The sequence below is a fragment of the Gracilimonas sp. genome, from assembly GCF_040218225.1.
GTDB lineage: Bacteria > Bacteroidota > Rhodothermia > Balneolales > Balneolaceae > Gracilimonas.
On record NZ_JAVJQO010000002.1, the window covers coordinates 425,260 to 437,502 of the forward strand.

9 protein-coding genes are annotated in these 12,243 nt (G+C 41.2%); 5 read left to right on the forward strand and 4 right to left on the reverse strand.

The window, feature by feature from the left end:
• Positions 1-14 precede the first annotated feature (14 nt).
• Genes purD through gatB form a run of 4 tightly spaced genes read right to left on the reverse strand, consistent with a single transcriptional unit; the run spans position 15 to position 4,911 of the window.
• The gene (gene purD / locus RIB15_RS01825) at positions 15-1,292 is read right to left on the reverse strand and encodes a phosphoribosylamine--glycine ligase (RefSeq protein ID WP_350200436.1); all 1,278 of its coding nucleotides are present in this window, start codon (positions 1,290-1,292) and stop codon (positions 15-17) included.
• Between the two features lie 3 nt (positions 1,293-1,295).
• Positions 1,296-2,063, reverse strand: a complete 768-nt coding sequence (gene tpiA / locus RIB15_RS01830) for a triose-phosphate isomerase (RefSeq protein ID WP_350200437.1) — start codon at positions 2,061-2,063, stop codon at positions 1,296-1,298.
• Between the two features lie 15 nt (positions 2,064-2,078).
• The gene (locus RIB15_RS01835) at positions 2,079-3,440 is read right to left on the reverse strand and encodes a peroxiredoxin family protein (RefSeq protein WP_350200438.1); all 1,362 of its coding nucleotides are present in this window, start codon (positions 3,438-3,440) and stop codon (positions 2,079-2,081) included.
• A 22-nt stretch (positions 3,441-3,462) separates the two neighbouring features.
• Positions 3,463-4,911 carry an Asp-tRNA(Asn)/Glu-tRNA(Gln) amidotransferase subunit GatB gene (gatB, locus tag RIB15_RS01840; protein WP_350200439.1) on the reverse strand — a complete coding sequence of 483 codons (1,449 nt, stop codon included), beginning with the start codon at positions 4,909-4,911 and terminating at the stop codon, positions 3,463-3,465.
• Between the two features lie 163 nt (positions 4,912-5,074).
• On the opposite strand from gatB, the gene RIB15_RS01845 reads away from it, so the two are divergent.
• From RIB15_RS01845 to RIB15_RS01865, 5 genes are all read left to right on the forward strand, one after another.
• On the forward strand, positions 5,075-7,081 hold the full coding sequence (locus RIB15_RS01845) for a T9SS type A sorting domain-containing protein (RefSeq protein ID WP_350200440.1): 2,007 nt from the start codon (positions 5,075-5,077) through the stop codon (positions 7,079-7,081).
• Positions 7,078-8,487 carry a T9SS type A sorting domain-containing protein gene (locus RIB15_RS01850; RefSeq protein ID WP_350200441.1) on the forward strand — a complete coding sequence of 470 codons (1,410 nt, stop codon included), beginning with the start codon at positions 7,078-7,080 and terminating at the stop codon, positions 8,485-8,487. The genes RIB15_RS01845 and RIB15_RS01850 overlap by 4 nt, the downstream gene beginning before the upstream one ends.
• A gap of 51 nt (positions 8,488-8,538) precedes the next feature.
• Positions 8,539-9,345: a dienelactone hydrolase family protein gene (locus RIB15_RS01855; RefSeq protein ID WP_350200442.1), complete on the forward strand. Its 807-nt coding sequence runs from the start codon at positions 8,539-8,541 to the stop codon at positions 9,343-9,345.
• 109 nt (positions 9,346-9,454) lie between these two features.
• Entirely contained in the window at positions 9,455-9,865 is a 411-nt protein-coding gene (locus tag RIB15_RS01860; protein WP_350200443.1) for a hypothetical protein, read from the forward strand.
• A gap of 2 nt (positions 9,866-9,867) precedes the next feature.
• Entirely contained in the window at positions 9,868-12,165 is a 2,298-nt protein-coding gene (locus RIB15_RS01865) for a T9SS type A sorting domain-containing protein (RefSeq protein ID WP_350200444.1), read from the forward strand.
• The last annotated feature ends 78 nt before the right edge of the window (positions 12,166-12,243 follow it).

A 12,243-nucleotide genomic window follows, 5' to 3' on the forward strand; every position in this document is an offset into this window, starting at 1 on the left:
CAATGCTCAATGTTCTAATATTTGAGGCCTTTCGCCCCAATATCGCTCCGGTAGTAGGCTTTGTCAAAAGCTAATTTTTTGACTTCTGCATAAGTATTGTCAATGGCTGTCTGCAGGTCTTTTCCTGAACCGACTACATTCAGAACCCGGCCGCCATTGGTAAGAATTTGATCGCCTTCTGTTTTAGTGCCTGCATGAAAAAGAATGGCATTCTTAATGTCATCCAGTCCCGTAATCACCTTCCCTTTTTCATAGGATTCCGGATAGCCGCCTGATGCCAATACCACACAGCATTTCACTTCATCATCAAACTCAATATCAACGGTTCCTAATTTTGATTCTGTGCATGCCACAATGACTTCCAACATATCCGCTTTAAGCCTGGGAAGTATAACCTGGCACTCGGGATCTCCAAACCGGCAGTTATACTCTACTACTTTAGGGCCTTCTTTGGTGATCATCAGTCCACAGTAAAGAATTCCTGCATATGGATTTCCTTCTGCTTTCATTCCTGAAATTGTCGGTTCGATAATCTCTCTTTCTACGCGATCAAGTATTCCATCGGTGACCACAGGCGCCGGAGAATAAGCTCCCATTCCACCGGTATTCAGTCCGGTATCTCCCTCTCCAATACGCTTATGATCCTGGGCATTTCCGATGACTTTATAGGACTCACCATCTGAGATAGCAAATACAGAGGCTTCTTCGCCAATCATATATTCTTCTATTACCAGTCGGCTTGCTGCATTCTTAAGGGAATCACTTGTTTTTAGTTCCTCAAGGACTTCCATCGCTTCGGCTTCGGTTTCAGGGATGAAAACGCCCTTTCCACCGGCCAAACCATCCGCTTTTAACACTACAGGATATTTACCCTGTTTCTTGATGTAATCAGCGGCATCATCAAAATTGTCCTGATCAAAGACTTTATAGGCAGCCGTTGGAATATCGTGGCGCTGCATGAATTCCTTGGCAAATTCCTTACTCCCCTCCAGCATTGCGGCCTGAAGTTTCGGCCCAAAAACCGGGTGATTCTTCGTTTCCAGGAAATTGGCAATACCGTCCACCAGTGGCTGTTCTGGTCCCACTACGGTTAGGTTAATGTCGTTAGCCTGTATAAAGCTCCAAACCTCATCAAAGTCAGAGATAGATAAAGCGACGTTTTCTCCCAAAGATGCTGTCCCCGGGTTGCCGGGTGCGATGAAGAGTTTTTTTAACTTAGGAGATTGAGAAATAGCCCATGCCAGTGCATGTTCACGTCCACCGCTTCCCAGTAACAGAACGTTATATTTCATAACTCAGGAAAGTTCTTCAGCAATAGTGATAATTTCAGAAAAGCTTTCGGCGTCGAGACTGGCACCCCCGATCAGTCCGCCATCCACATCAGGCTGACTCAACAGCTCTTTGGCATTGGCAGGCTTCATACTTCCGCCGTACAAAATATTGATCTGATCGGCTGTATCCGGACTATACAACCCGGCAATTACTTTACGAATGTGCTCATGCATTTCCTGTGCCTGTTCCGTTGAAGCTGTTTCCCCGGTTCCGATCGCCCAAATGGGTTCGTAAGCGATAACTACATCCAAAACATCTTCATCAGAAATATCAAAAAGTGCTGCCGTTACCTGATTCTTAACCAGATCATAGTGTTCATTGGACTTTCTCTGGTCCAGGCTTTCTCCCACACAAATAATTGGAGCTAATTTGTGCTCAAGCGCTTTATGAGATCTTTTGTTTACCGTAGTGTCGGTTTCTGCGAAATACTGGCGGCGTTCAGAGTGTCCGATGATCACATAATTGCACCCGCTTTCGGCGAGCATGCTTCCACTTATCTCTCCTGTATAAGCACCGTTTTCTTCAAAGTGAAGGGTTTGTGCTCCTACCTGGATATCGGTGTCGTGAAGGTAATTTACGGCCATCCCGATGGATACAAAAGGAGGACAAACCAATACATCTACATTTTCGTCGACCTCTGCTTTCTTGTCTTTGAGTCCCTCCAGCAATTCAGCTGCGTCATAAGGACCGCAATTCATTTTCCAGTTACCGGCTATCAAAAATCTTCGCATGATGTGAGTGTATTTTTAGCTTGGTGAGTTCCTGTTATCAAATGCTTTATTTAGTCCCTGTATTACTTCTTCAAATTCTCCACGTTCGTACTTACGGATCAAAACTCCGTTTTCATCAATCAAGAAGCGGGTGGGAACCTGAACAACGTTAAATTTCTGAATCATATCCTGAACATCAAATGAACCTAGTTCAGCAACTGACCAGGCTTTACGACGTTCCTCGAAAAACCCTTCTACTGTAAGCGGGCTTTCATCCAAGGGTACCGTGAATATCTTTAACCCATAGTTTTTATATATCTCATTGATGATGAGGGTTCGGTCATAATCATTTTGATACTCAGGATTGGCAAAAGGTGAAATTTCCAGTATGTACACATCCCCTGCTAAAGAAGTATTACTTACCGTGTCTCCTTCCATGGTTATGAACGAAAAATCAGGGATTAAAACGCCTGGAGCCAGGTAATTCAAATCGTAACGAATTCTTCGGGCCCATTTTTTTGATTCTGAACTTGAATACTGTTCCTCATACTTAGCAAGCAGCGTTTTAGCTTCTTTTACCCGGGAACTATCAAAATACATCATGATTTTATCCCGCTTGATAGCTTCCTGTACCGATTCGTTTGCTGATATCTGCACTAACGAATCGAGATAATCAGAAGTGGCCTCAAAGCCACGGGACTGAGCGATATAAGGTTTAGCAATATTCAATGCGACTGAAATCATATAATCTGCAGGCAGCGCAGCATCTATGCGATCCAACATTTTTTCCTGGTCAAAACTACTAACAATTCCTGCTGACTTTTCCGCTGCGAGATAAGAAGCAATCGTGTTTGGGTTCTTTTCAAATACTTCCCAGTATAAATCAGACCATTTTTTTACCTCGTCCAGCATTTGTGAATCAGGAATTGCTCCACTTCTTGCAAAAGCTCCAACTCTTTGAAATCCACGATCAACCCGCAGGAAAGTATTCATCGCATTGTGCTCCCGGGAACTTAGTGTCAAGGTTTGATCCAGACCCGGTAACTCTGCATTTAGGGTCACGGTATCGTTCTCGGCTAAAATTACTCCCAAGTTTCCAAGGTTCGTTCCATTTCGGCTGATGAACATTCGGAAATATCTTTTTTCAGGAAACTGGACAGTACCCATAAATGAACCGGACGCATCTGTCTGCTCATTAAATAAAGTATCACTAAAAGCATCGGATGAATCGCGAACAATAATAGATATTTCTATACCAGAAAAATCACCACTGCTATCGATAGAATCTGCTACCGAGATATTCCCTTTTACCACCGTTTGTAACGGTTTCGGTTCATTAGAACAAGCTGCTATCAAAATTGATGCAGCAACTAACAAATATAGTGCGAATTGTCTCATATTTAACCTAAAGACTGTGTTTTCAGTCGTCTAATTTTTTTGAAATTAAATCTTTAACCAACTTTGGATTAGCTTTACCCTGGGATGCCTTCATTGCCTGCCCTACGAAGAACCCAATCAGCTGTTTCTTTCCTTCCTTATAACGTGTTACCTCATCCGGATTATTTTCTATTATTTCATCCACGATAGGCTCAAGAAAACCGGAATCTGAAACCTGAATAAGGTTCATTTCTTTAGCCAACGCTTCCGGCTCTTTGTCTTCTTCCAGCATTGCATTAAAAATCTGCTGCATAGCTGAAGAATTGATTTTGTCTTCATCTTTCAGTTTTACCAGATCTGAAACTTTTTTAGCTGAAATGGAGAACTCCCGAATGTCAATACTTTGCTCATTCAACACCCGAAGCACCTCACTGAGTACAATATTGGATGCTGACTTCGGGTTTCCAAGATGCTCAACTACTTCCTCGTAATAATCAGCCAGATAGCGACTGTCGGTGATGGTTACCGCATCATCTTCACTCATCCCGAATTCTTCCATAAAACGCTTGCGGCGTACATCAGCCAGCTCGGGTAGTTCTTTCCGAATCTCATCCAGCATCTTGTCGGTTACAATTATAGGAGGTAAATCCGGTTCAGGGAAATAGCGGTAATCATGCGCCTCTTCCTTCGAACGCATTGGACGTGTTTGCGATTTTGAGGTATCCCAGAGCCGGGTTTGTTGCACGACTTCCCCGCCATCTTCAATCAGTTCAATCTGACGATAAATTTCATAATGGATGGCACGTTCCACATTCCGGAACGAGTTCATATTCTTAAGCTCAGTTCGGGTACCGAATTTTTCTTGTCCTCGCGGGCGAACCGATACGTTGGCGTCACAACGCAGACTTCCCTCTTCCATATTTCCGTCACAGATTTCCAGGTACTGAACAATCTGCTTGATCTTGGAAAGGTAGGCATAAGCTTCCTGCGGAGTTCTTAAATCCGGTTCGGAAACAATCTCGATAAGCGGCGTTCCGGCCCGGTTTAAATCAACCAGCGTATTGTAGGGATCCTGATCGTGAATAGACTTCCCGGCATCTTCCTCCATGTGAATACGCGTAAGCCCGATTCGCTTGTCATATTCTTCCAGGCTGATGTCCACAAACCCGCCAAAACAAATAGGCGTATCGTATTGGGAAATCTGGTAACCCTTAGGCAAATCAGGGTAGAAGTAATTTTTGCGGGCGAAAATAGACTTTTCCGCTACATCACAATTCGTCGCCAACCCCATTTTGATGATATAGCGAACCAGGTTTTCATTCACCACCGGCAGTGTTCCCGGATGTCCCAGACATAGCGGTGTAACCTGAGTGTTAGGAGCTCCGCCATATTCGGTAGTAACCGCGGCAAAAGCCTTGCTTTGCGTTAACAATTGGGCGTGAACTTCGAGGCCGATCACCGCCTCGTACTTCTCGTGGGCAATAGTGCTCATTAAAATTTTTGTGTATCAGGATTTTTCAGAGCCTGAAAGATATTAAAGTTGACGGTTAGTTTTGAATGTTTCTTACAGAAATGAAGGAAGCTTTGGACCCGGGCTTTAAAGATGAATAATTGCTACCTATCTATTACATTAAATAAAGACATTCCTACTACTTATGAAGAAGTGCCTACTCATACTTTCTTTGGCGTTATTTGGAAGCACGCTTTCCTTTGGGCAGACTCTGGATAAATCCTGGCAATTCACCCATCTATATACGGCCGATGATACAGCTGGTCAAACACATCTTTTTTACTATTTAGACGAAAGAAGAAAGTACATATGCTCAGATGTATGGGGTAGCAGACTTTATAACTCTTCAAATAGAGATTTTCGCCACATGAATCCAATTAACGATTCAGATTCCACATTTATGCATGCTGTTGGTATAGGTGGAATTGGTTGTAGCAGCTTTAATCCATGGATTAATATCATTGATTTTCATCCATTCGACGACAATCTTAAAAATTTCATTTTTGTTGGAAGCTCAGGTGATGGTTTTGAGCCTTACGGTTATTCCCAGATTGGGACCCGACAGTACTACTTAGCTCCTTTATTTGATTATTTTGAACGCGTTGAAGCAAATCCTTATTTGGGAGAATATTTTTTCCTTCCCAGGGATAATCACACAGTCAGAGTTCCCATAACCACTAATAAAGATACAATAAGGTATATTAATAACAATTGGTACGATATTGGTTATGGTGAAGAGATTATTTCAGACTCTATCTTAAAGGTTTTTGATTTCAGGCTTGAGAGTTTTTCTCCTTTTAATGACAGCTTGACCTTTTTTACCAAGCATGGCTCGTTGATCCGTTCAGAAGATTTAGGTATTTCAGGAGATACTTTGGCAATTCCTGTTTCCTCCAGTTCTCAATTCCTATTTGACCAAGACTCTCTCCATGTTTACGCAACAAGTAATACCGGGAATCTTTTGGTTTCTGATAATTACGGGAAACCAGGAAGCTGGATAGAATTAACCTTGCAGGGCAGGTCGTCAACACTTCAAATTGATCCCAAAAAAACCGGGTTTTTATACGTAGCTGACTCAACTTCCATTTACAGATCAACAGATTTTGGGCAAAGCTTTCAAGAAGTGTATTCATCAAATCACTTTATTCTTGATTTCTATCCCAAACCAGCTTCGGGTGTTTACTACGTAATGCAAAAAGACCAAATTCTGAAAATAAATACTGATTCTGTTTCAATACTAAAATCAGCACCTGAAATTTCTGAACCCGAGATGAGTCTTGACAACTTTCCCTACCAGAATGGAAATGAGTTTGTTTTTACAGTAAGGCAAAAGGACCCCAATGATGATAGTGAATATTATGACGTGCTTACCCTTGAAGAATTTAAAACCACAACAACCCAGGAAGAAAACGGGAAGGGATCTGTTATCTATTTCGATGATGAGTCTCGGCACCCATTATTTAAGGAACTTAGGCTCGACTCCCTCTCCAATCTTATAGCTACAAATTGGGCCCGTGACAGCAGTTGGACTTTATTAGACATGACCAAACCCCGTTATAAAGCTTGGTATCCCATCGCAGAAACCGATTCCATTATTATTAAGGGTTTATTTAGTGAAGATGTTACAACTCGTATAAATGGCAAACCTTTCGATGAAGGCATTAGTCTGGCTTATTATTCTGAAAAAATAGTAGAATCAAAAACATACTTTAATGGTGCGATTGCTACTGCAGTGTGGTCGCCTAAACTTGGCTTTACATACTTTAGATTTGGAGTAGATGGTTTAATTTACTCCCTTAAAGGTGCTTATATAGATGGCACTGTATATGGTGATACAACTGCAATTAAATATGTTTCAAACGAGCCAAGCCCAACAGAAATACCCAAACAAGTAACGCTAAGCCAAAATTACCCCAATCCCTTCAACCCTTCTACAGTGATTAGTTATCAACTGGCAGAAAACAGTTTGGTACAGCTAGAGGTCTTTGATGTGACCGGACGAAAAGTGGCTGTTTTGGTGGAGGGAGAAAGGAAAGCTGCCGGAACGCATGAGGTTAGCTTTGAGGCTGAAAACCTTGCGTCAGGAGTGTATTTCTACCGGCTGGAAACCGCCGGGCAAACCCTGACTCAGAAAATGCTGTTGGTAAAATGAAAAAACTATTATTCATACTGATTGGTGTGGCTTTTTCCACCAACATAAATGCTCAGAATAAAATTACTGATGCCTATTTCCATGAGTTAAAAGGGATGGAAGATTCCACTGATACTACGCATCTGTTTTACAGAAAATATGTGAAAGGTCAATACGAATGCACCGGCGATAATCCTGCAGGCTCTCCCAGTGAAAATCAGAATAATGTTTATCATTTTGATCTAAATTCTCAAAAAGACTCCGTTTTATTTGCAGATTATTATTCTGAATGGTGTCTGGCAGGTTCCGTTGACAGCAAAACTGTATTCTCATACACTTTTTATGATAACAACCCAAAAAAGTGGATCATTTCTGGAGCATATGAATACGCAATCGGGATCTCCGATTATTCTGGAGCCACATTAGATTATAATGTGGCTATTGCTGTAAAAACGTTTAAAGAAGGCTCAAAAAGTAATTACATCCCAAAAGAACTTATTCTCTCTCCTAGTGGCGACTCGCTTTACGTTAAAACCTTTTCAGATATTACTATTCCTTTTTCGGGAAACAATAAAGAATGGCCTGTAATTGATGAAGATTTTGAGTTCATGGCATATGCTGATTCCGTAGCCATAGACTGGAACATCATCAATATCCATCCTAAAATTGACTCCCTCTACTTCGCGACCAACTCCTCCGGTGATTTATATCGAAGCACTCACTATTCTTCAGATTTCACCTTTGCCGATTCGAGCATGTATTTCAGAAACTTATTTTTTGATACCGATACTTCCCACGTTTATTCATTGACCTCATCCGGAGTACTTCTTTCTGATAATTTAGGAAACCAAGACTCCTGGGAAGTTTCTGAAATTGATTTTAAAACGAGTTCATCTAAATTTCTTACGGTTGACAAATCTGTTTCAGGAAATTTATTTGTATCTGATTCTACTGCTATCCTTTTTTCTCAAAATTATGGAGCTACTTTTACTTCCCTACTTTCAGTTGATGATGAAATCACCGGCCTCTACAAAAAACCGGATTCTGATATTCTATATGTACTTACGCGGAAAGAATTACTGGAAGTAAATACTGAAACCAAAGAAACTACTACACTTAAACAGTTACCGGTGAGCAGTGAACAGTTGACAGATGTTCCCACTCAAATCTCACTCAATCAAAACTACCCCAACCCCTTCAACCCAAGTACAGTGATCAGTTATCAGTTGGCAGGAAACAGTTTGGTGCGGCTGGAAGTGTTTGATGTGACCGGACGAAAAGTGGCTGTTTTGGTAAATGGAGTACGGAAAGCAGCGGGGACACATGAGGTTACTTTTGATGCAGAGAATCTGGCTTCAGGTGTTTATTTCTATCGTCTTGAAACGGCCGGGCAAACGCTAACTCAAAAAATGCTGCTGGTGAAATGATTTTCTGACTTCACAGGTTATTTCTATATTTATCAACCAATCCTTTTTCTTATGAAAACTGCTCTTCTATCCATTTTTGCCCTGCTACTATCGGTTTCTTTGTTTGCACAAGATTATGCCATTCAGCAACTGGAAAATTCTCCCCGCCATCACGAATGGGTGACCATTGAATCCAACAATCGGACACTGCATAATTTTGTGGTTTATCCGGAGACTTCAGAACCTGCTCCTGTAGTGATCGTCATTCACGAAAACCGCGGACTCAATGACTGGGCCCGGAGTTTTGCCGATCAGCTGGCCGGAGAAGGTTTTATAGCGGTTGCACCTGATTTAATTTCAAATACGGTGGAAGGGATAGAGAAAACCAGCGATTTTGAGACTTCCGATGCTGCCCGACAAGCCATCTACAGTCTCAATCCGGATCAAGTAACCACCGACCTGCTGAACGTGCTCGAATATGCCAAAACCATCGAGTCTGGAAACGGATCATTTGCCGTAGCCGGCTTTTGCTGGGGTGGTTCTCAATCCTTTCGGTTTGCCACCAATGCCGGAGATGCGATTGACGCTGCCCTGGTATTTTATGGGACCGGCCCCGAAGCTGAAGAAGCCTACCGTAACATTGAAGTTCCTGTTTATGGGTTCTATGGTGGCGATGACCAACGCGTAAATTCAACCATCGAGCGGTCGGAAACTGCAATGAAGAAGTTTAGCAAGATTTATAAATACGAAATTTATGAAGGCGCAGGCCATGCTTTTATGAGGCGTGGAGATGATCCTGAGGCTACTTCTGAGGATCCAAATGTAATTGCACGAAATAAATCATGGGATCGTTTAGTTTCTATTTTAAGTGAGTTTTAGAACTCTGTTTTAGAGCCAATACAACTTAATTTTATTTTCGTATTCATTAATGAACTAAAACTATTAAATTCATCTATCACTAATTTAGTTGTAACTAAATCCTTTTGTTTTGAAAAGATACGCTACCATCATTTTAGCATTAACTTTGGGGATCGGGTGTTCATCCTCAGATAAAAAGAGTGCTTCATCAAATCAGGAAACATCAACATCTCAAACAGAAATAGAATCAGGTAAAGAGGATACGACTATAATTTCCCGTCTTTATACACCCGGAGCAGACACTTCAGGACTCATTCACTTTACGGGCCAATTAAATTATACCGGGAACGAGCCATTCGCTGTTCCTGCCCTCTTCGTATCCGGAACTAAAACCGTGCGTTTAACAGGCGATTCCACTTTCATACATCAAACTTATAAAACAATAAATGGTAAAAAAGCTACCATTTACGGGGAAATGAAAGATATGGGCATCGATTCGATGTTAGAAGTACATTACTATGAACTAAGAGAATCTAACTGACTATGAAAAAACTATTATTAACAACCGTTCTAAGTATCATTTTTGCATCATCCACTGCTTTTGCTCAGAATGCAAAATTCAAAGAAAATCAATCTTTGGATAAAGAGAGTTACCCGGTTCATGTAAGCGACCGGTTAAATAATAGCGAGGTAATGAAAAAACTAAAGGCTATTGATTCTCAAACACCTACCCGTCAGAAATCTATGCTTGTAGTAGACGAAGTTGGTGACGAGCGTACTTTTTTCGTTAACAATTTTGAAACCAACGATTTTGACTCGTACAACTTCCGGCTTGTCAGAAAAGGCGAGCTCACTCAAATTTGGTTCGAAATAGGAGAAATCGAAAATGGACATCTCAATGATGCTGTAGCCGATAGTATCTTCAAATATCTTGAAGAAGAATCTAACCGATATTCTTTTAATCCTAACAAAGGAATTATAGAGCTGAGTAACGAATATCTTGGAACTCCTCCAAACTACGACGGTGATAATCTGGTTGATTTTTTAATCACTGATGTCAGAGATGGCTGGTCTCCTGAAGAAGGTGGAGGTTATACCGCTGGTTTTTTCTATGGAGTTGACCAATTCACTGACCAGCAGGCACAAGCTTCCGGAGCGCGTTCAAATGAAAGAGATATTTTGTACATAGATTCATATCCCGGAATTTTCTCAAATGGTGAAGCCGATGCTACACGACCTTTGGGTACATTATCTCATGAATATCAGCATTTGATTCATTACAACTATGACAATAATGAACTGACATTTATTAATGAAGCACAATCCAACTTTGCTTCTCTGTTAAGTGGTTATGTTCCCTATTCTTTGTCTCAGTATTTGTCGAACACAAATGTACCTATCTTTCAGTGGGATAGAGAAGGCGATGTGTTTTCGGACTACAGCCGTGCTGCTATGTTTACAAGCTATATGTGGGATCAACTGGGTTTCGAAAACTCAGGAGAGCTAACTCAGAATGGCCAGCGTGGACGTTTTGGAGTTGAATCTGCTTTTTCAAATTTAAATGCTCCTTTCACATTTGAGGAATTTTTAGTGAACTGGGGAATAGCAAATCTCGTTAATGATAAAAGCCAGGATGAAAAATATGGATATGAGCATCCATTCCTTGAGAATGCAAAAGCTCAGGTAAGCTTCCAAACACCTAACCTTATAAACAGATCTATTTCTGTTAAAGCCGGAGGAATAAAATATTATGGATTTCAGGAAGTAAAAGATGTCACAGTAAATGTCACAAGTGGTGCCCCCACAGGAGAGATGCGCGTAGTTGCAGTATCTGAGGGTGATGTAACCGTTACTACCCTCACCAGCGGTCAGGATTATACAACTCCGGCAGGCGCTTTATATAATCAATTTTACGTCATGTTGGTAAACACAGATACTGAGAGTTCCAATTCAAGTTTTACTGTTAATGTAAACGGAGAACAATCTTACGAACTCACTACGGTTAAAACCTTTGGACAAACTCCAAAATTTTACTGGGCTGTTCCTTACGAAAATGATTCTGGTGTAGGGCGCCTTGGGTTTAGTAATAAATTCACTGTTGGCTTTGATGCACTCGTTCACTCTTTACAGCTTTTTATTGTTAGCGGTGAAGATGGCAGTACAGGCGAAACTATTGGAGTAAAAGGTGAAGGAGACCTTCGAATTGCGGTTTACGATGACTCTAATGGAAACCCGGGCACAGCGTTAGCTGCTGACACCGTGTCGTTTAGTGAAATCGGTTCTAACTGGCAAACTTTTAATGTAACCGATTGGGATCTTACGCTCGATCAAGGTCAGGTAATTCATGTTGTGTACGAACTTATAGTTCCCACACTTAATAGCGACATCAATTCTATTCCGCTTAGGTTAGATGATGGTAACGGACCACAAAGTGTTACAAAAATCGTTACTGCACCCGGAGAATTTGCTACCATGTTTACTGATAGTGAATCTGGTGGAGAACATGGTGTATGGAATCGTCTGATTTTAGCTGAGTCTCTTGTTACAAGTACCGAGGATCCCGGAGTGAATCAACCGAACGCTTTTAAACTAAGTCAAAATTATCCTAACCCTTTTAACCCAACTACCAATATCGATTTTAGCCTTCCGGCAGTCACGAACGTTCAAATAGATATTTACAGCATGCTTGGGCAAAAAGTCGCAACATTGGTCAATTCCCCTATGTCTGCAGGAACTCACTCTGTAACCTGGGATGCCAGCAACATGGCATCCGGAGTTTATATTTATAAGATCGTAGCAGGTGATTTCACTCAAACCCGAAAGATGTTGCTACTGAAATAATTTTGAAATATTTAATTTATTTTATTTCAAAGGCCTGATAAAAAACCAGGCTTTTTTTATTCACTTTATGTAATAAAT